The organism is Weissella koreensis KCTC 3621, assembly GCF_000277645.1.
The window spans coordinates 56,810-77,626 of record NZ_AKGG01000011.1 but is presented as its reverse complement, the minus strand read 5'-3'; the positions used below and the strand labels follow the sequence as shown (position 1 = coordinate 77,626).

At 34.1% G+C, this 20,817-nt stretch carries 17 protein-coding genes; all 17 read left to right on the top strand.

Annotated features, from left to right (window positions below):
• Positions 1–11 precede the first annotated feature (11 nt).
• The 17 genes from JC2156_RS03530 to JC2156_RS03455 all read left to right on the top strand — a co-directional run bounded on the left by JC2156_RS03530 (position 12) and on the right by JC2156_RS03455 (position 20,816).
• Complete coding sequence (locus JC2156_RS03530) at positions 12–1,340, top strand: dihydrolipoyl dehydrogenase family protein (protein ID WP_006845467.1); 1,329 nt, start codon at positions 12–14, stop codon at positions 1,338–1,340.
• A 224-nt stretch (positions 1,341–1,564) separates the two neighbouring features.
• Complete coding sequence (yidC, locus tag JC2156_RS03525) at positions 1,565–2,572, top strand: membrane protein insertase YidC (RefSeq protein WP_006845466.1); 1,008 nt, start codon at positions 1,565–1,567, stop codon at positions 2,570–2,572.
• Between the two features lie 215 nt (positions 2,573–2,787).
• A complete protein-coding gene (locus JC2156_RS03520; RefSeq protein WP_006845465.1) occupies positions 2,788–3,768 on the top strand; it encodes a GMP reductase in 981 nt (326 codons plus the stop codon).
• Between the two features lie 516 nt (positions 3,769–4,284).
• The gene (locus JC2156_RS03515; protein WP_006845464.1) at positions 4,285–6,477 is read left to right on the top strand and encodes a type IA DNA topoisomerase; all 2,193 of its coding nucleotides are present in this window, start codon (positions 4,285–4,287) and stop codon (positions 6,475–6,477) included.
• A 156-nt stretch (positions 6,478–6,633) separates the two neighbouring features.
• Positions 6,634–7,653, top strand: coding sequence for a zinc-binding alcohol dehydrogenase family protein (locus tag JC2156_RS03510; RefSeq protein ID WP_006845463.1), 1,020 nt, complete (start codon positions 6,634–6,636; stop codon positions 7,651–7,653).
• Positions 7,654–7,881: 228 nt separating this feature from the next.
• Positions 7,882–9,351 carry an MATE family efflux transporter gene (locus JC2156_RS03505; RefSeq protein WP_006845462.1) on the top strand — a complete coding sequence of 490 codons (1,470 nt, stop codon included), beginning with the start codon at positions 7,882–7,884 and terminating at the stop codon, positions 9,349–9,351.
• A gap of 27 nt (positions 9,352–9,378) precedes the next feature.
• Positions 9,379–10,275, top strand: coding sequence for an ABC transporter ATP-binding protein (locus JC2156_RS03500; RefSeq protein ID WP_006845461.1), 897 nt, complete (start codon positions 9,379–9,381; stop codon positions 10,273–10,275).
• A complete protein-coding gene (locus tag JC2156_RS03495) occupies positions 10,272–11,522 on the top strand; it encodes an ABC transporter permease (RefSeq protein ID WP_006845460.1) in 1,251 nt (416 codons plus the stop codon). The genes JC2156_RS03500 and JC2156_RS03495 overlap by 4 nt, the downstream gene beginning before the upstream one ends.
• 235 nt (positions 11,523–11,757) lie before the next feature.
• Positions 11,758–14,442 carry a DNA polymerase I gene (gene polA, locus JC2156_RS03490; RefSeq protein ID WP_006845459.1) on the top strand — a complete coding sequence of 895 codons (2,685 nt, stop codon included), beginning with the start codon at positions 11,758–11,760 and terminating at the stop codon, positions 14,440–14,442.
• Positions 14,429–15,250, top strand: coding sequence for a bifunctional hydroxymethylpyrimidine kinase/phosphomethylpyrimidine kinase (locus JC2156_RS03485; protein WP_006845458.1), 822 nt, complete (start codon positions 14,429–14,431; stop codon positions 15,248–15,250). Before polA ends, JC2156_RS03485 begins: the two co-directional genes overlap by 14 nt.
• Positions 15,243–15,776, top strand: a complete 534-nt coding sequence (locus JC2156_RS03480) for an ECF transporter S component (RefSeq protein ID WP_006845457.1) — start codon at positions 15,243–15,245, stop codon at positions 15,774–15,776. The genes JC2156_RS03485 and JC2156_RS03480 overlap by 8 nt, the downstream gene beginning before the upstream one ends.
• A 23-nt stretch (positions 15,777–15,799) precedes the next feature.
• Positions 15,800–17,044 (top strand): MFS transporter, encoded by a 1,245-nt coding sequence (locus JC2156_RS03475; RefSeq protein ID WP_006845456.1) that lies wholly within the window; start codon positions 15,800–15,802, stop codon positions 17,042–17,044.
• A 25-nt stretch (positions 17,045–17,069) separates the two neighbouring features.
• On the top strand, positions 17,070–17,213 hold the full coding sequence (locus tag JC2156_RS08985) for a hypothetical protein (protein WP_006845455.1): 144 nt from the start codon (positions 17,070–17,072) through the stop codon (positions 17,211–17,213).
• A gap of 37 nt (positions 17,214–17,250) precedes the next feature.
• Complete coding sequence (locus tag JC2156_RS03470; protein WP_006845454.1) at positions 17,251–18,528, top strand: tetratricopeptide repeat protein; 1,278 nt, start codon at positions 17,251–17,253, stop codon at positions 18,526–18,528.
• A 61-nt stretch (positions 18,529–18,589) separates the two neighbouring features.
• Entirely contained in the window at positions 18,590–19,282 is a 693-nt protein-coding gene (locus JC2156_RS03465) for a hypothetical protein (RefSeq protein ID WP_006845453.1), read from the top strand.
• Positions 19,283–19,404: 122 nt separating this feature from the next.
• Complete coding sequence (gene ndk, locus JC2156_RS03460; RefSeq protein ID WP_006845452.1) at positions 19,405–19,830, top strand: nucleoside-diphosphate kinase; 426 nt, start codon at positions 19,405–19,407, stop codon at positions 19,828–19,830.
• Between the two features lie 299 nt (positions 19,831–20,129).
• Positions 20,130–20,816 carry a tRNA (adenine(22)-N(1))-methyltransferase gene (locus JC2156_RS03455; RefSeq protein ID WP_006845451.1) on the top strand — a complete coding sequence of 229 codons (687 nt, stop codon included), beginning with the start codon at positions 20,130–20,132 and terminating at the stop codon, positions 20,814–20,816.
• Position 20,817 lies beyond the last annotated feature (1 nt).

Below are 20,817 nucleotides of genomic sequence, written 5' to 3'. Positions count from 1 at the left end.
GATGAATTAATATGAAACAAATTAATTATGATTTAGGTATTATTGGATCAGGCCCAGCCGGCTTAGCTGCAGCGTTTGAAGCAAAACAATTAGGACAAACAGTTGTTATGATTGAAGAATATATGTGGGGTGGAACCTGCCCCAATTATGGCTGCGATCCTAAAAAAATTTTACTGAGTGCGGTTGAAACACTTCATCGTGAGCAAGCTTTACAAAATAAAGGTTTAGTCGGATCATCAATGATTAATTGGCCAGCTTTAATGGCAACTAAACAAGAGTATGTCGACGCCGTTAAACCTCGTAAGATTAAAGGTTTGGAACAAGCAGAGATTGAACATATCTATGGACATGCTCAATTTATTAATCAAGACACTGTAGCTACTAATGAATACCAGATAACAGCTACTAATTGGATCATTGCTACAGGACAACGCCCACGTCAACTTGATTTCCCTGGCGCTGAACTAATGGGCAATAGCGAGGACTTTTTGAATTTGTCAGATATGCCGCAAGATATTACCTTCTTAGGCGGTGGATATATTGGGGTTGAATTTGCTAATATTAGCCACTTTGCGGGAGCTCGAGTTCATTTAATTACCCAAGGATCACATTTGTTGTCAGATTTTGATCAAGTTTTGGTTCGCGAATTTGAAAAAGAAATGCTTAATAATGGTATTGAAATTTTATTTGATAATACAATTGACGTCATTCAAAAACAAGATAATCAATATTTAGTTAAATTATCAAATGGAACGAGTTATTTAACGGATCTAGTCATCAGTGCGGTGGGACGGACTGGAAATGCTGATAAAATTCAAGCCGAAAAAGCCGGTGTTAAAACGTGTGATGGGCATGTGGTGGTAGATCAATATCTTAAGAGTACTAATTCACATGTTTATGCGATTGGAGATGTAGCTGATAATGATGTGCCAAAATTAGTGCCAGTTGGAAATTATGAGGGACGTTATGTCGCTCGACAATTAGCTGGTCAAAATCAAACCCCTTTAGAATATCCAACGATGCCTCAAGTTGTTTTCGGCACACCGAGAATTGCGCAAACTGGGGTTTCCATGGTAGAGGCAAAAAATCAGGGATTTACGATTAAAGATTTAGAGATGGGTAATGTAATTACCTTCTTCCGATATCATGATCAAGCTCGGATTAGGGTAGCTATTGATACTAATGGCCTTATTGTGGGGGCTAGTATTTTCGCTTTTGAAGCTGAAGAATTAATTAACTATTTTGTTACAGCTATTAATATGAAGCGAACTTTTGCAGAAACCCAGGCTAATTTATATGCTTATCCATCATTAGGGAGTGAATTTTCTGAATTTTATTAATTCATTTAAGCAAAACTTGAATTAATATTTAAAGTAATATAGTAAAATAAAGAGCAGATTGCCTAAACTTATGGGTAACCTGTTCTTTATTTTAATTTAATCCTTACAGGAATGTGATAAGTGAAAGAATTTTGAAAACTGATCTGTTTTTATGTTATAATTTTTTATTAGCAAGCTAGAATAAAAAAGATAATTCTTAATAAAATATAGGAAGTTAACAAAAAATGAAAATAAAAGGTTTAACCCCAATTTTAATCGTAATATTGATTATTTTGTTCTTTACTGGACATATCTATATCTTAGCACCATACTTAGCGAACTTTATGCAGATTGTTGAAGGTATGTTCAATGATTCTAATGCCATTGGCTGGTCAATCTTAGTTTTGACCTTCATCGTACGGTTAGTTTTGCTACCCATGCAGCTACACCAATCACGAAATATGACTATTCAACAAGAAAAGATGCGGTTACTACAACCACAATTAACGCGGGTTCAAGAAGCTCAAAAAAATGCTAAAACACCTGATGAACAAGCTCGTGCAACTCAAGCAATGATGCATATTTATCGAGAAAATAATGTTTCAATGCTGGGTGGTATGAACTTTTCTACTTTGGTAATCCAATGGCCAATTTTCTCGGGTTTGTATGCAGCAATTAACCCTAGTATTATTCATGGTTGGAAAGGAATGGACTGGGCGCTTAATCAAGCAGCTGAAATTAAGAGTGCCACTTTCTTTGGAATTCATTTAGCACAACCAAGTATCGGTTTGGCTATTGCAACTGGATTAATTTATCTAATACAATCGTACTTATCAACACTTGGAATTGCGCCTGAACAAAAAAAGCAAATGCGGACAATGATGTTTATGATGCCAATCATGATGTTCATGATGACTTTCTTTACGAATGCCGGAATTGGATTATACTTTATGGGTGGAGCAGTAATTATGGTGCTTCAAACACTTATGATTAATCTTTGGCGTCCACGTTTGCGTCGTCATGTTGGTGCAAATTTTGAAGTTAAAGATGTCGTTGAAGATGCTTTAGCTGGTCGTATTAAAACACCGGAGACTGGAAAAAATTCAAGTTTCATGGATAAAATGGCTGCAGCACAACAGCAAGCAGCACAACAAGGTCAAACTGAGCGTAAAGATGTAACACCTAATAATAAAGAAAAAAACTCACAACGACTTTCTAATCGTGAAAAAAACCAAAGAAATAAACAAAAATAATTATTTTAATAAAAGAAGCCCAATCTCATGTAAGAAGAGATTGGGATTTTTTAATGAATGTAGCTTAATATTTTTGGTAATTTTAAAACATTCGTTTGCTTTATACGTTAATTATAAGTTGATTATCATATATAGTTCGTTATATAATGAAAAAGGAGTCAAATGTTGTGATTCATGACACCAAAAAACGAACTATTAAAAGGGAGATATTTATAATGACTCAAGATATGATTTTTGATTATGAGGATATTCAATTAATTCCCAAAAAAGGTTTATTAAATAGCCGTAAAGATGCTGATACAACGATTCAATTTGGCCCTGAAAAGTTTAATCTGCCAGTTGTTCCTGCAAATATGCAGACCGTTATTGATGAGGATTTAGCTCTCAATTTGGGAGAAAAACATTATTTTTATATCATGCATCGATTTGAACCAGAACGTCGATTAAATTTTATTAAGCGTGCTCACTCTAATCATATTTTTGCTTCAATTTCAGTTGGGGTAAAACCGGCTGAATATCAATTTATTGATCTTTTAAAAGATGAACAATTAATTCCCGAATATATTACAATTGATATTGCGCATGGTTACAGTGATTCAACGATAGCCATGATTAAATATATTAAAAAAGCTTTACCTAAAACATTTGTTATTGCAGGAAATGTTGCTACTCCTGATGCGGTGATTGCACTAGAAGATGCCGGAGCTGATGCAACAAAAGTGGGTATTGGTCCGGGTAAAGCTTGCATTACTAAATTAAAAACTGGATTTGGAACTGGTGGATGGCAATTAGCTGCGATTAATCAATGTGCTCAAGTTGCAACTAAGCCGATTATTGCTGATGGCGGTATTCGATATCATGGTGATATCGCAAAATCGATTCGCTTTGGTGCATCTATGGTCATGATTGGTTCAATGTTAGCGGGCCATCAAGAAGGTCCGGGAGAAGTAATTGATCTAGATGGAGCACCTGTGAAAGCATACTTTGGATCAGCATCCCAATTTCAAAAGGGGACATATCAAAATGTCGAAGGTAAAAAATTATTTGTTCCTTATCGAGGAAGTATTTACAATACGCTGAATGAAATGAAAGAGGATCTACAATCATCCATTTCTTATGCTGGCGGTAAAAAATTATTAGATTTACGTTTGGTTGATTATGTGATCGTTAGAAACTCGATCTTAAATGGTGATTAAATTTATTATTAGAAAGGCTGAGGCATAAGTTGTCTCAGCCTTTTTTAAGCTTGCATATTACAATCAGAGTGGTTTATAATTTTTATGTATTAGGTTAGAATTAATGGCGAAATTAATATGTTTTTGAAATGGTATAAATTTTGCTGAATTAGGTTATTAAATTAATTTATAATTTTTACACGTCAATTTTGATAATGGAAAGTTAATGATGCTCATTTTAAACTTAACAAAATAAAACAGATAAATAAAATAACCTATGTCAAACTAGCCAACAGTAATGGAATGACAAGTTGAAATGGTTGGTTAAATTATATGCGATATCACTAATTTAACTATGGGTTGGCCGTTTATTATATAAATTTACTGAGCTAACAGGCAGATGGAAGAGGCGAAAGTTGTCTTAACTATCTGCTGCTTTTTTATTTATAAAAATTATTAAAATATAAGCTTGAACATGAAATTTATATTTACAACGTATGAGCCTATATATTTAAGTGATGAAGGGAAAAAGGTGTAATGAGAACCATTATATTAGCCGAGAAGCCAACGCAGGCCGTTGCATATTCTAAGGCATTTAAAAGTAGCAAGAAGCGAGAAGGTTATATTGAAGTTTCAAATGAATATTTTGATGGTGAAACTTATATAACTTATGGTTTTGGACATTTGGTAGAACTTTATTTGCCAGAACAATATGATGAAAAGTATAAAAATTGGAGTATTAATAATTTACCAATTATTCCTGATCAATTTAAATTTAAAACGGGTAAAGGGAAGGCAGAGCAATTTAAAATAGTCAAAAATTTACTTTCTGAGGCTGATCAAATTATTATTGCAACCGATGCTGATCGTGAAGGCGAAAATATTGCTTGGTCGATTATTAATCAATCTGGTATTAATCCTCAGGAAAAAATTATGAAACGATTATGGATTAATTCACTAGAATCATCTGCTATTCGTGATGGCCTAACCAATTTGCATGAGGCTAAACAGCATTATTCGGCATATATTGAAGCACAAACAAGAGAATTTAGTGATTGGCTAGTTGGAATGAACGCAAGCCCTTTATATTCTTTATCGTTACGAAAACAAGGAATTAGGGGTGTGTTTTCAATCGGACGTGTCCAAACTCCAACTCTTTATATGATTTATAAACGGCAAGTGGAGATTGATAATTTTAAACCAAAACCATACATTGAATTGCTGGCACATGTAAAAACGGGGAAAAGCGAATTTGAGGCTAAATTAGACCCATTCATCAGGTTTGATAATCAAGATAAGGTTAAAGTTTTCCTATCAGATAACGAATTAGTTTTAGTTAACAAGAGCCAATCAAAAGAAAATAATAATAACTTTGGAATTATTAATAACATTATTAAGGATAAAAAGAAGCAACCTAGTCCAAAATTATTTTCATTGTCAACTTTACAGTCTAGGGCTAATAAGGCCTTTAAAGCATCAGCACAAAATACTTTGGATGCAGTTCAATCGTTATATGAAAAGAAATTTTTAACTTATCCTAGAACGGATACGCAATTTATTTCTGACGAAGAATTTTCATATTTATTGGATAATATTAATCAGTATTGTGAATTTGCGAATGTCACAGCTAATATTGCTCATAAAGAACCTAGAAAACGTTACGTAAATAGTAAGAAAGTTCAAGAACATCATGCTATTATTCCAACACGAACGATTCCTACAAAAAATCAATTTATGAAATTAACTAGTTTAGAAAAATCAATTTATGAATTAGTATTGAGAACAACGATTGCAATGTTTTTGGATGATTTGAATTATGATGAACAGGTTATTATTGTTAAGTCAGGTCAGGCACAGTTTAAGGCAATGGGACGAGTAATAACTACCCCTGGTTGGAAATTATTATTTAAGACAAACAGTAAAAAATCTAGTGCTAATGGGGAGGTTAGCTTGCCTCGAGTTGATATCGGTCAGAAGGTCGATTTTGATTTATTAGATGAACATAAGGTGACAGTTGCACCATCGGCTTATACTGAGGGAACCTTAATTACTGCAATGAAAAATGCTGGAAGAGACTTAGCAGATGCTCAAAAAGAGATTCTTAAAGAAACTGAAGGAATTGGAACTGAAGCGACTCGGGCGGGTATCATCGAACGATTGAAAGCAAAGAGCTATATTGAACTTAAAGATAATAGTTTAGCTGTAACAATGTCGGGTATTATTTTATGTCAAGCAGTTGAGTTACAACCGCTATTAAATTCGCCTGAATTAACAGCACAATGGGAGATGGCCTTACATGAAATTGGTCAAAATAATCGAACTCAAGCATCGTTTTTAAAACAAATCGAAAAATTTATTTTGAAATTAATCAATGAAGTTCCAGATCAAATTGAAACTAATCAAAAATTAACTGATCAGATAAATAGTCAAAAAGATACTAATGCTGATCAATATAAAGAGCATATGGGGATTTGTCCAGTTTGTAAGGCAGGCCATATGATTGATCGAGGTAAATTTTATGGATGTAGTAATTACAACTCAAAAGAAGCATGTAATTTTTCCTTACCAAGCAAATGGGCAGGTAAAATTCTACCAAAAACGGCAATCAAAGATTTAATCAAGAAAGGTCATACTAAAGAGATTAGCGGGTTTAAAAGTAAGGCAGGTAAATCTTTTAGTGCAATTTTAGAATTGGTTGATGGTAAACTGAAATTTGTTTTTGATAAATAATAATTAATGGCTTAAGCGAATAATAATGAAAAAAATTAGTCAAATAACATATAATGATATTAATATAGATAGAAACATAAACTTATGATTTTGAAGTAATATTTTTAGCTAAGTTAATTTGGCAAAGAACTCGAAAATACAGGAGATTTAAACATTATGAAAGCAATAGGTTTTTATAAGGGTAAGTCATTAGAAGCAAGTGATAGCTTTTTGGATGTTGAATTGGGGATGCCCCAGGTATTACCAAATGATGTTTTGGTGCAAATCAAGGCGGTTTCGATCAATCCAATTGATGTTAAGTTGCGTCAGACAACACCAGAACAAACAACACCAAAAATTTTGGGTTATGATGCCGTTGGAATTGTTACGGCCGTCGGTTCACAAGTTACTAATTTCGTGGTCAATGATCGCGTTTATTATGCAGGATCAACTAAACGTAATGGAAGTTATGCAGAATTTCAGGCTGTCGATTCTCGATTGATTGCTCGGGCGCCGCGTAATTTATCAGATGCTCAGGCAGCAGCGTTGCCGCTAACAGCATTAACAGCCTATGAATTATTATTTGAAAAGTTCGGTTTAATTCCACAAGCAAATGCTAATCAATCGCAACGCTTATTAATTATTAATGGTGCTGGTGGGGTAGGTTCTATTATGAGTCAATTAGCTAATTGGAGTGGATTAGAAGTATTAGCAACCAGTAGTCCTGAAAATTTCTATTGGTTAAAAGAGCATGGGGTCACTTATCCCTTAGATTATCATCAAGAATTGCAACCTGCATTAGATTCGTATAAGATCAATCGGGTTGGATTTATCGCTGCTTTATATAATGTAATTCCATATCTTGATCAATTGAAGAACCTAATTGAACCTTTTGGTCATTTGGGAACTATTGTAGGGGTTAATCAAGATTTACCATTGACCGCTTTTAAAGATATGTCAGCTAGCTTTGATTGGGAGTATATGTTTACTAAAAGTGATTATAATTTCAATTTATCTTCACAAGGTAAAATTTTAGAAAAAATTGCACATTTGGCTGAAACTGAATTATTAGTATCGACACTTACGCATGAAATTTCAACGGGAATCAATGCTCATAATATTAAGCAAGCAACCCAATTAGTCGAGCAAGGACATACTCGTGGTAAAGTTGTGGTCTCAGGATCTTTTAATGGATAATAAATACTTAATACTAAGGCATAATTTAATCATTTATTAGGTGACAAATTTTTAAATTGTAAACATTGTATATTGGCAGAATATTACAATCAAGATATATTAAATTTGCTGTATAATGTTAAGTATTAGTCTAATTGTTACCTCTGATTAATTATCAAGAGGCCTCATTAATTAGATATAAACTTATGTATAAATGCTTTAAAAATTAAGGAGTAATAATTATTTAAAATGCGTGGACTTAGAATATATTTAAATCAGGTGAGTTATGAACTTATCAATGTTATTATTCCCCTCATTCCTTTATCCTACTTGTTACACGTTTTAGGTGTCCAAAGTTATGGGGTAGTTGCTTTTACCATAGGTCTAACTGATATTTTTGTTTTAATTTTTTTAGGATCAATGAATTTATTAGCTCAACTTAGTTTGAATAATGCTCTCTATGAAGATCAAAAAGTTCCTAAAATATTTTGGAATGTATTGTTTATGCGATTGATGATGTTGATTCTGGGTGGACTTGCACTATCATTTCTAATTAATTGGGCATCAGGTTGGAATATTAGTTATCTTCAGAATCAATCAACACTTAAGCTGAGTTATTTATTAATGATAGGAAGCTTTTTAGATTTATCTTGGTACTACCTTGGAACTCGTCAAAAAACACGACCACTATTACAGGCAGCATCAATGAAAATTGTATTCTTGATGTTGATTTTAATTACTGTTAAGACATCTAATGATGCTTATCGTTATTTGTTCTTAATGGGAGTGATCCGTATTGTTGGAAATGGATTAATGTGGTTTAGTTTGCCACGTGAATTATTTAATGAAATTTCATTAGGGTCATGGAGATTTTTAAAAACCGGATTAACCTCAGTTACTACTATTTTAGGGGTTGAATTATTTTCGTTAACTGGGCAATTGTTAGTAACCTTGTTAAAACCATACACGCTGGATTGGATCGGATATTATCAAGCTGCATTACAATTAAATCAAGTTTCTATTGTAGTTGTAGTTACTGTCGGATTAAGTACAATGCCACGTTTTTATCAAATATATCGCGAAAATAATTACAATAAATTGATTGAACATATTGATAATGCGGTAGAGTATGTCACTGCTTTTGCAGTACCGGTTATGTTTGGTACTGCTGCCACAGCGGTAACCTTTACTACTTGGTTTTTAGGTGGAACGTTTAAAGATGTTGGACTTTTGATGACCGTTTTATCGCCATTAATTCTCTTATTGGGTTGGAATACAATTTTAGGTGGACAATTTTTACGATTAGCTGGTAAAAATAACATCGTTCACGCGACTCTAGTTCTTGGGTGGTTATTAAACGTTTTGTTAGGGTTACTATTTATTCCTAAATATGGATTATTTGGCGCCATCTATGCTTTGCTAATTTCTGAATTTTTAATTTTTTTGATTCAATTATTTTATGCAAGAGAAGTCATTGCTTTTGGCCGCATCGTAGCAATTACATCAAAATATTTAGTGACTGGACTTTTGATGTATCTCGTGATTATTGTTTCGACTTATAATTGGCCAGCATATCCTAGCACGACGGTTTTCCAATTGATTTTAGGATTTGTAGTTTATTTAATTGGAATTGTTTTATTACGTAGTCCATTAATTACTAAAGCTTGGTTAATTATTCGAGCGTATACTAAAGTCATTCGGCGCCGCTACAATAAATAATTAGTCTTAACGAGATCGAGGAAATTTATGATTGAATTAAAAAATGTTTCAAAGAAATTTGGAGATAAAATAGCTGTTAATAATATTAATTTAATTGTTAAACCAGGTCATATTATGGGACTCATTGGACAGAATGGAGCGGGTAAAACGACCACTTTTCGCATGCTATTAAATTTTATTGAGCCGACGACTGGTTCCATCAATTGGGATGGAAATCCTATTGATGACCTAATGCGGACTAGAATAGGTTTCCTTCCTGAAGAACGAGGACTCTATCAAAAATTGACCATCGAAGAACAAGTTTTATATTTTGCAGAACTACATGGTATGAAACGTAGTGAGGCACGTTTAGAACTTCAAGATTGGATGAAACGTCTTGAAGTAGTGGGAACAATACATGATAAAGTTCAAAAACTTTCAAAGGGAAACGCACAAAAGATTCAGTTGATTTCTACTCTAATTTTTAATCCAGAATTTGTGATTTTAGATGAACCATTCACCGGAATGGATCCAGTTAATACTGAAATTGTTATGCAGGAAATTAAGCAACTTAAACAACGTGGAGCAACGATTATATTTAGTTCCCATAATATGAGCGGTGTTGAACAATTATCGGATGAATTAACGATGTTACGCGCTGGTAGGACTGTGTTACAAGGGAGTGTGGCTAATATTCGCGAATCCTTTGGCCGGACTGAAATATATATTGAATCAGATGTACTAGATGATCAATTAAAATCAATTGATGGGGTTAAGTCAATTGAACGGCGAGGGATAGGGCGACAAATTCATTTATCTGATCCACTTGCGGGACACGCTATTTTCAAATTAGTCAGTGCTGATGGATATGTATCAGCCTTTGCACAACAGGCTCCAACTTTGGATGATATTTTCCGACGTGAAGCAACAGAAGGGAAACAATGATGATGTTTCAAAGACAACTATGGTTGGTTACTAAACAAACTTTTAAAATTAGAATTAAAACCCTTGGGTATTGGTCATTGGTTCTATCACCACTTTTAATTGCATTAGTGGTAGCTGTATTTGCCTTTGTGTTTACAGCAATGTCAAATCATAACGATTCTGTTGTCGGATTAAATGTGGATCAAAGCTTGGTTCAAACCTTAAAAGCAGATAAAAGCATTAAGGCTGAATATAAGATAGTGTCAGATGATAAGAAGGCCGATCAACTATTAAAACATAAAAAGATTGACAGCTATTTAAAACAAAATAATACTGGATATGAATTGAAAAATACAACTCAAGGGAATCCAATTGATGAAAATGAAATTAAACAAGTTTTAAATCAGTATTCGATGCAACGGCAAGCTAAGACGATGAATTTAACTAATGATCAATTGCAGAAGTTAACTACAGCGCCTAAGATGAAAACGCAGCAGGTAAGTTCTAAGGGAACTAGTGTTGGCGGTGAAACAACCAAAACAGCTAATTATATTTTAACGGTTGGACTGGGAATCTTTATTTTTGTATTCTTGACAGCCTATGTTGGAATGATTGCCAATGAGATTGCGAATGAAAAATCTTCACGTATTATGGAAATTCTGTTGGCAGCTACTAGTCCAGCAGTTCAATTTTTTGGTAAACTAGCTGGTATCATTGGGCTGGCCTTAGTGCACTTATTAATTTATATTATTGTTGGTTTGATCAGTTATCAATTTATATCTCATGATAACGCCACCTTTAAAATGATTATGAGTGTCTTGAATGGAGTTGATTTTAGTTTTGCAATAATTACCATTATTATGGTCTTTTTTGGGATTGTCATGTACTTGATTCTGACGGCAATTATCGCAGCATTAGTTAATGATCAAAGCCAAGTTCAGCAGGCGGTTTCACCTATTACATATCTTGCAATGCTTGGATATGTCTTGACTTTTATGGTCTCAAACTCACCAGATAACGTTATTGTTAAAATTTTGTCGTTTGTACCATTCACTTCGCAAACTCTAATGCCCGCTAGACTAGGATTGCAGTTGACGCAACCATATGAATTGTGGATTGCAATTATCTTACAAATTTTAATGATTATTTTCCTTAGTCGCTTTGGGCTAAAAGTATATAAGAAAAATGTTTTGCAGTACAACGAAGGTAATTTGACTAAAGCTGGAATAATGAGTCTTATTGGTCTCTTTAGACGTGAAAATATTTAATATTAGAATAATAAGTGAGAGCAGGGTGATTATGTTTCCTGCTTTTTTTATCTAAATAATTTATATATAAATTTGATCTCCTTATTTTTAATATATTTAGGTTAAATTCGGTTGATTAAATTAGCTTTAACAATAAATTGTTTTAGGCTTATAAATTTTGTTACAATTAAGATTACAACACACTCAAAATAAGTTGATTATTATTGATTAACTTTTGAAATTGAAAGGGGTACTCATGGGGAAACCAAAACTATTATTAATTGATGGGAACTCATTAGCATTTCGTGCATTTTATGCACTCATTAATCAGGTGGACAGATTTGTTAATCATGATGGCTTACATACTAATGCGTTAGTTGGTTTTAACAACCTTCTTGATGGAATTGTAGATCCATTTGAACCGGATAAAGCCTTAGTCGCTTGGGACGCTGGGAAAACAACTTTCCGTACGAATGCCTACGATAATTACAAAGGAAATCGGGATAAAACGCCCCAAGAATTAGTGGAGCAATTTGAACCGCTGCGTGAAATGGTTCGTTTACATGGAATTACAAATTATGAATTAGCTGATTATGAAGCAGACGATATTATTGGAACAATGGCTCACGCAGGCGTAGAATCTGGATATGCAGTTACGATTGTGACTGGTGATCGAGACATGCGTCAATTAGTGGATGACGATATCACAGTTTGGATCACTAAAAAGGGTATCTCTGAAATTGATAAATATACTCCCGCTGAAGTAGCTGATGTTTATGGCGGTTTGACCCCAAAACAAGTGATTGAAGTAAAGGGGTTACAAGGTGATCCATCTGATAATTATCCTGGTGTTCCAGGGATTGGTGAAAAAACGGCCATTAAGTTAATTCAGGAATATCATGATATTCCTGAATTATATGAACAAATTGATATGATGAAGAAGTCTAAACGCAAAGAAAATTTGATTCAATATAAGGATGATGCTTTCTTATCACGGGATTTAGCTCGTATTCGTCTTGATGCACCAGTGACTTTGGATTTAGATGATCTAGCATATCGAGGAATTCAATATCAGGATTTAATTCCGTTTTATCAGCATTTGGATTTTAAACAACAACTAGTAAAATTAGCTAATCAAGGATACACAATTACTGGAACTCAAAATGAAAGTAACCCTACTGTAAAACTTAATGTTGCTCCTTTAACAGCTAATAATTTAGCTCACGTAGAAGCTTTACAAGATGATGTTGACTTTTATGTAGAGTTAGATGGAGAAAATTATCATCGCGCAGCTATTGTTGGTTTTGTTATCGGGAATCAACAACAAGGGTATTTAGCTAGTCGTGACTTAGAGTTATTATCACAAGATACACCTGTGAAAAGAATCTTGGAAAATAATAAAATCAAGAAAAATGTTTTTAATTCAAAAGAAACATTTGTGGCCTTGCACCGCTATAACGTTGATTTAACTGGAGTTGATTTTGATTTGCTACTGGTTTCATATTTATTGAATGTCAATGACAATAGTAATGATTTAGGTACCATTGCACATGAGCATAATTATTTCGATGTTCAAACAGATGATGAAGTTTATGGAAAAGGAGCCAAATTTGCGATCATAGATAATGATACTGATTTTTTTGAACATTTGGGTCGTAAAGCACAAGCAATTGGCGCCTTAAAACAGCCACTCATGCAAAAATTAGATGAGCATGAACAGACTGATTTATATACTGAAATTGAATTGCCTTTAACGTTTGTTTTGGCACATATGGAAATTAATGGGATTACGGTTAATGCTGAACGTTTATTGGGCATGCAGTCAAAATTAACCGAGCGTCTATCAGAATTAGAACAAACGATTCATCAACAAGCGGGCCACGAATTTAATATTCAATCCCCTAAACAACTGGGGGTGATTTTATTTGAAGAAATGGGTCTAAAACCTTTGAAGAAAACTAAAACTGGTTATTCAACATCAGTAGAAGTTTTGGAACAAATGACAGACGTTCCATTAGTTGCATCAATTTTACAATATCGGCAATTAGCTAAGATCTTATCGACATATGTTGATGGATTACTACGAGTTATTCATGGTAGCGATTCAAAAGTACATACCCGATACTTACAGACTTTGACACAAACGGGTCGTTTATCATCTATTGATCCTAATTTGCAAAATATTCCTGTACGTGTCGAGGAAGGCCGACAAATTAGAAAAGCTTTTGAACCACAACAAGCTGGGTGGTCGTTATTAAGCGCTGATTATTCACAAATTGAATTACGAGTATTAGCACATATTACAAATGATGAAAAAATGCGGCAAGCCTTCATTAATGATGAAGACATTCACGCAGCAACTGCGCGTCGTATTTTTGGTCTTGCTGAAGATGCAGTCGTGGATAGTAATTTAAGACGCCAAGCAAAGGCCGTTAATTTTGGAATTGTTTATGGTATTTCTGAGTTTGGCTTGGCTAAAAATATTGGTACGGATCGTAAAACTGCTAAAAGTATAATTGATACTTACTTAAATGAATATAGTGGAGTTAAAAAGTGGACCGAGGAGATTATTTTAGATGCTCGTGAAAAGGGCTACGTTGAGACGATTGCACATCGGCGACGCTATTTACCAGATATCAAGGCAAAAAGCTTTAATGCACGTAGTTTTGCTGAACGAACAGCAATGAATACTCCGGTTCAAGGGTCAGCGGCTGATATTATCAAAATTGCTATGATTAAAATGCAATCTGTAATGGAACAAAAGCAACTTAAGTCCAAAATGCTACTTCAAGTACATGATGAATTGATTTTTGAGGTACCTGAAGACGAATTAACGTTAATGCATAAATTAGTACCTGAAGTTATGGACTCAGCTGTAAAGTTGACTGTGCCTTTGAAGGTTGAAACGCATGAGGGTAAGACTTGGTATGATGCAAAATAAAATTAAAGAACAACCGCCTGTGGTTTTAACCATCGCAGGATCAGATAGTTTATCTGGGGGAGGACTTCAAGCTGATTTAGCAACTTTTAATGAATATAATCTTTTCGGTCTGACTGCAATTACTAGTATTGTGACAGTCCTACCTGAAATTTTTGAAATTCATGCAGAATCAGCAAAGTTATTAGCGGATCAACTGGCTTCAGTTCAAGCTCATTTTACCTTAGCAGGTATAAAGTTAGGTTTGATTCCTAATTTGGAACAAATGATTGTTATTCTGCAATTTTTGAACCAACTAGATCGAAATATTCCATTGGTTGTAGATCCGGTGCTAGTATTTAAAGAAGATCATGCTCCTGAATTAGATGCTATTAAAAAGGTTTATTTAGAAAATATTTTTCCTTTGGCAACTATAATTACACCTAATTTAGTTGAATCTGAGTTGTTAACTAATCAGCCGATTAAAACACTGGATGATTTAATACAAAGTGCCCAAATTCTAAAACAAACCGGTGCTAAAAATGTGATTGTTAAGGGTGGTCGGAGATTAGGAAAACAAGAGGCTGTTGATGTCTTAATTATGGAAAACAACGAGCTTGAAATCCTAAGTAATCCGATTATTCAAAATAATTTTAACAATGGAGCTGGATGTACTTTTTCAGCAGCTATTTTAAGTGGGCTAGTACAAAACGCTACTGTTCTGTCTGCCACACAACAAGCTAAAACATTTGTTCAGCATGGAATCGAAAATGGTATTGCTATTAATCAAAATTTAGGAAATGTTTGGCAAGGAGCAAATCGGGATGTATAGTTTAAAACCAATTTATCAACGGACTATTGTTGCCGTTATTATTGCTTTAAATATTGTAGCCAATTTTTTCTTGAAAATTCCAACACCGACAGGCTTCATTAGTTTGGTAGAGGTTGGCATTTTCTTGATGTCCTGGCTTTTTGGTCGTCGGGCGGGTGGAATTACTGGTGCATTGACTGGCTTTTTAATTGATTTAATATCCGGTTATCCGCAATGGATGCTTTTTTCAATGATCATTCATGGTAGTGAAGGTTGGTTGATAGGGCTTTTAACTCGAAAAAATGCACGATTAATTAATAAATTAATTAGTATCATCGGTGGCGGCTTAATTATGGTAGGGGGGTATTTTATTAGTGGTATTATTTTACAGCTTTGGAATCATGTAACTTTAAATGCTGCTTTAACTATTACCTTCGCTGAAATTTTCGGAAATTGTCTACAAGTTGCAATTGGAGCTGGCATTGCACTAATCTTATTACCAATCCTGGAACGTAATTTCCGGAACCAATCAAATATTTTTAAATAAAATATTACTTAAAGGAAACTTGCATGAACTCAAAAAATAATCACAATCGTAAGAACTCTGCTGGTAAATGGGGATTATTAATTGCCTTAATTTTATTAGGGTTAATGATGCGTAGCCCCATTTCGGCAATTCCTATGATTTTAAAACCGTTAGCTCAACGATTGAATGTTGATCCGGCACAGCTTAGTGTTTTAACAACCATTCCGTTGGTTGTTTTTATGCTATTTTCAAATTTTGCATCTAAAACTGCTAACAAATTAGGGCTAAAAAGAACAGTCACGTTATCGGCAGGATTGATGACACTTGGTAGTCTAGCCCGTTTGTGCCCTAATTTCAATCTAATTGTTTTGGGCACTATTTTGATTGGAATTGGAATTGCGCACCTGAATGTTTTGATGCCCGCTGTTATTATGTCCTTTGTTCCAAATAAAATTGCGCTATATACTACAACCTATTCATTATCAATGATGCTTGGCGTTGCTCTATGTAATTTAACAACCGCCCCATTACTAAACTTAGGTGGAATTAATAGTGTGATGTTAATATTAGTTGGTGCGACTTTACTTGCATTATTAGTTTGGATTTATGTTACTCGTGAATTAGAACCCTTAGGTACTTCAAAGAAGCTAAATAAGGAACAAATTATCGAGGAATTGGATGTGCAACCAGTCCAAATGCTGCACCCATGGAAAACTTGGCAAGCCTGGGCTTTCTTATTAACTTTTGGAGGACAGTCACTATTAAATTATACCTTTGTGGCTTGGATGCCTTCTTTGATGGATTACCATCAAGTTAAAAGTGGTCAAATTGGATTGATTATGTCGTTTAATGCTTTTGTAACCATTATTTTTTCAATTATTGTCCCTAAAATTTTAGTATCTTTGAGCAATCGTGGAATTACTTGGTTAATCATTTTAAATGGTCTACTTGGTGTGACTAGTGCTGTGGGGTTAATTATCAACCAAAATACTGCTAATTTCTGGTTCTGGGCATTTGAATCAATGGTTTATGGTTTAATGATAGGCGGATTTTTCATATCTGTAATGACTCTTTTGGCGCTCAAAACTAGTCGTCCAAATGATACTGCACAATTGTCAGGAATGACACAAACGGGTGGATACTTGATCGCTGCTTTAGGACCAAGTCTATATGGAATTGCCTTCAAAGCAAATCCTACGGGAATGATACAAAACATTATTATGATAGCTATTGTTATTGTTATTACCATTTCAGCAGTAATCATGGTTAATGTTAAAAAATTCGAATAATTTATAAAAAAAGAGGGAATTTAAAATGTCAACAAAAGGTTCAATTAAAAATAATGATTTTTCACGAGGTGCCTCTAAAAAAGGGCAAGTTACTTTAGCTGAAAAGCAACAAGCCAAACAGGCTTTAATTGATGCAGTTAAAGCTCGACAAAATAAAAAACAGAATTAATAATTCAGCACTATAAAATTATACGAGGTATTTTAAAATGCAAAGTTATGCTGAAAAAATGTTGGATGAATTAGATGGTGGGCAACTAGAAGCAGCTAAAAAATCTTTTGCTTTATCTCTTCGTCATGATGATGATGAAACGATTCATTCATTAGCTGAGGAACTTTACGCTCTTGGATTCTCAACTAATGCTAAACGAGCTTATCAAAAATTGCTCGACAAGTATCCAGATGAAGATGTATTACGAACTGAATTAGCCGAAATATCAATTTCAGAAGATCAAAGTGATGAAGCTTTAGCATATCTAATGCCAATTCAATCTGATTCAGAAGCTTATTTAGAAGCTCTATTAGTTTATGCTGATTTATATCAATCAGAAGGTTTGTTGGAAGCTGCAGAAAATAAGTTAACTGAAGCCTATCAATTAGCTCCTGATGAATTGGTAATTCAATTTGCTTTGGCCGAATTTTTATTTGAACTTGGTCGATATTCTGAAGCAATTCCATTTTATCGTAACCTTATTGTTCAAGGGGAGACGCAAATTTCAGGAATTGATTTAGTTTCGCGGATTGGAGTCGCATATGCTATGCTTGGTGATCAAAATAGAGCGTTGGGTTATCTAGAGCAAATAAAGGATGCTAATTTAACTCCAGAGGTGCGTTTCCAATTAGGAATGTTATATGCAAATGATGAAGAAACCAGAGATCAAGGGATTGAGGCTTTTGAAAAATTGATTGAAATAGATCCTTCATATGCTGGAGTTTATGTTCCTTTGGGACAATTATATGAACAAAAACAAATGCCAAAGGACGCTTTGGGTATTTATGAAGCCGGACTGGCTGTCGATCAATTTAATGAAGCTGGGTATCTTAATGCGACACGGGTGGCTATTCAACTTAATGAAAATGACCAGGCTGAACAATTGTATCAAAAGGGCTTAAAGAATTTACCGGATTCTCAAAACCTAATTAGTAATTATTCACAAATGTTGGTTGATACAGAACAATATATGGAACAAATTAACTTCTTGAATCAATATGTTAGTGCTGATGATGAGTTTGAGTTAGATCCTAAAGAATATTGGAATTTAGCCCAATCGTATACGGAACTGGAACGTTATGAAATGGCGGATCAATATTGGCAAGCAGCTGTACCTTTCTTCAATGAGAATTCTATTTTCTTAAAAGAAGCGATCTATTACTTCCGTGAAGCTGGTAATCATGAGATGTTAAGCGACTTATTGAATAAATATGTTCAATTAAACCCTGAAGATTTTGAAATGGCTCAAATGGAATCAGAAATCAATGATCTTTAAAATTCACCAATTTATAATACTTTATCAGGCTTAATCAAATCGATAAGAAAGGAGTGTTAACATGCAAAAAAAGCATCAGCAAAATTGGATCAAACTTGGCAATGTGGCAGATATTGAAACTAATTCAATTAACTTTGTCGAACAATGGATTGCGCATAATACCGATTTACAAATTTTAAAGCGCTATGAAATTGAAAAAAGTGACCTTTTACCACCAAATCATACTGCTAAAACTGCTTTAACATACGTTGTACGTTGGCGCAAAGCACTTCAAAAATATAAAGGGCGTTGGCAGTGGCGTGAAGTTTCTAGCTATGTCTTTGTTGAGGTGGGATCCATAACAGCATCTAAGCCAGCAAAGCCTAAATTAAGCGAAAATAATTTAGCCAAGTCGACTAAAATCGTTTCTCCAAAGGTGCAAGAAGAGGTTCCAAAGAAAGAATCGAAAAAGGTTGATGTTAAAATTGTCGATGAATCAAAGCATGATTCAAAGCGTTTAACAAAACCAAAGCAATCAGTTAATAAAAATAAAATAAGACATAATGAGTCAAAAGTACAAGCCAAATCAAATAAGACTCAGCAATCACAAACCGAGAATGGACATAATCAAAAGCACAATAAAAAGGCAAATGATAAAAAGGAAATTCATGAGATCAAGGCTCGTTTCATTGCAGCTGATCCAATTATTCTTCATGGCTTAGATCAAAAGCAAGCGAAAGTATATTTCCGGCGCCCATTGATTCGAAATAAATAGATGTGATTACCTTCAATTTATTTATTAAACGAAAATAAATTGAATTATATTATCGGAAGCGGTTTCATAAATATTTTTTTTTCGTTATAATAGATTTATTCAAAAGTTGGAGGAACGATAACATGACAGAACGTACATTAGCAATTGTTAAACCAGATGGTGTCATCCAAAAAAAAGTGGGTGAAATTATTCGGCGAATTGAGCGTAAAGGCTATGATATTATCGATATCAAAATGGTACAAGCTGATGAAGCTTTGTTAAGGGCTCATTATGCTGAATTAGCCGATCGGCCCTTTTTCCCTGGATTAATGCATTATATGATGGAGCACCCTGTGGTTGCCATTGTAGTGGAAGGGGATAACGTTATTAAAGGATGGCGTACTTTGATGGGCCTTACTAATCCCACTGAAGCTGCTCCTGGAACGATCCGCGGTGATTTTGGACGTGACTGGCCAGGTGATGAAGTGCGTAACGTTGTTCACGGTTCTGATTCTCCAGAAAGTGCTCAACACGAAATAAAGCTATGGTTCCCCGAATTAAATAATTAATGATATGAAAAAATCAACTAGAAAAGTATTTATTTGCTAAGTGTAGTTGGCTTTTTAGTAAAATAATGATCTATTTAATATAATCAACATAAAGAATCTTTTGATCTAGTAAAAAGTTACAATTTATCTGCTTTAAATAATGATGTTTGGATTTTGTATCAATATTTAGAGGTGAATTTTAAAAGTAAATAAGTCAGGGATAAAATATTTAAATTAGTGGGGCTGGAACAGTTTTTTTCCAGCCTCTTTTCTGTTTATGCTAAAATAATAGTATTATATTTTTTTCAGGAGAATTTAAAATGGATGCCATTAATTTATCAAATCGGTTGGCACGTGTTGCTGACTTTGTTCCAATGGGTGCGCGCTTAGTCGATATTGGGTCCGACCATGCCTACTTACCAGCGCATCTTTTATTAAATCAAAAAATAACTTTTGCGATTGCTGGTGAAGTTGCCCAAGGACCATTGCAAAATGCACAAAATGAAATTGAAAAAGCAGAATTAACAGGGCGTTTAGAACCGCGTTTGGGGGATGGATTTGCGGTGGTAGAACCTGTTGATCAAATTGACACTGCTGTTATTGCCGGAATGGGTGGCCAGTTAATTCAAAAAATATTAGAACAAGGGCATCATGATCATATTCAATATGATAATCTAATTTTACAACCTAATACTGACGTTTCAACCGTCCGAACTTGGTTACAAGTACATCATTATGCTTTGATAAACGAAACGATGCTTTTTGATGATGGTCATTACTATGAAATATTAGTAGCTAAACCTGGAGAAACTAATTTCACGCAACAACAACTTACATTTGGTCCATTTAATTTACAAAATAAGGATGCCGTTTGGATCGCAAAATGGCAAGCAGAATTGGATCGGCTTCAGCAATTACTCGATACTTTAACTAAAGCAGATCAAAGCGATTCAATTGCTTATCAAAATTATCAAAAGCAAGCACAAACCATTCAAGAGGTGATATAAA

Coding starts and splice junctions, on each gene's coding strand:
- JC2156_RS03530 (WP_006845467.1), top strand. CDS start 12: ATGAAACAAATTAATTATGATTTAGGTATTATTGGATCAGGCCCAGCC.
- yidC (WP_006845466.1), top strand. CDS start 1,565: ATGAAAATAAAAGGTTTAACCCCAATTTTAATCGTAATATTGATTATT.
- JC2156_RS03520 (WP_006845465.1), top strand. CDS start 2,788: ATGACTCAAGATATGATTTTTGATTATGAGGATATTCAATTAATTCCC.
- JC2156_RS03515 (WP_006845464.1), top strand. CDS start 4,285: ATGAGAACCATTATATTAGCCGAGAAGCCAACGCAGGCCGTTGCATAT.
- JC2156_RS03510 (WP_006845463.1), top strand. CDS start 6,634: ATGAAAGCAATAGGTTTTTATAAGGGTAAGTCATTAGAAGCAAGTGAT.
- JC2156_RS03505 (WP_006845462.1), top strand. CDS start 7,882: ATGCGTGGACTTAGAATATATTTAAATCAGGTGAGTTATGAACTTATC.
- JC2156_RS03500 (WP_006845461.1), top strand. CDS start 9,379: ATGATTGAATTAAAAAATGTTTCAAAGAAATTTGGAGATAAAATAGCT.
- JC2156_RS03495 (WP_006845460.1), top strand. CDS start 10,272: ATGATGATGTTTCAAAGACAACTATGGTTGGTTACTAAACAAACTTTT.
- polA (WP_006845459.1), top strand. CDS start 11,758: ATGGGGAAACCAAAACTATTATTAATTGATGGGAACTCATTAGCATTT.
- JC2156_RS03485 (WP_006845458.1), top strand. CDS start 14,429: ATGATGCAAAATAAAATTAAAGAACAACCGCCTGTGGTTTTAACCATC.
- JC2156_RS03480 (WP_006845457.1), top strand. CDS start 15,243: ATGTATAGTTTAAAACCAATTTATCAACGGACTATTGTTGCCGTTATT.
- JC2156_RS03475 (WP_006845456.1), top strand. CDS start 15,800: ATGAACTCAAAAAATAATCACAATCGTAAGAACTCTGCTGGTAAATGG.
- JC2156_RS08985 (WP_006845455.1), top strand. CDS start 17,070: ATGTCAACAAAAGGTTCAATTAAAAATAATGATTTTTCACGAGGTGCC.
- JC2156_RS03470 (WP_006845454.1), top strand. CDS start 17,251: ATGCAAAGTTATGCTGAAAAAATGTTGGATGAATTAGATGGTGGGCAA.
- JC2156_RS03465 (WP_006845453.1), top strand. CDS start 18,590: ATGCAAAAAAAGCATCAGCAAAATTGGATCAAACTTGGCAATGTGGCA.
- ndk (WP_006845452.1), top strand. CDS start 19,405: ATGACAGAACGTACATTAGCAATTGTTAAACCAGATGGTGTCATCCAA.
- JC2156_RS03455 (WP_006845451.1), top strand. CDS start 20,130: ATGGATGCCATTAATTTATCAAATCGGTTGGCACGTGTTGCTGACTTT.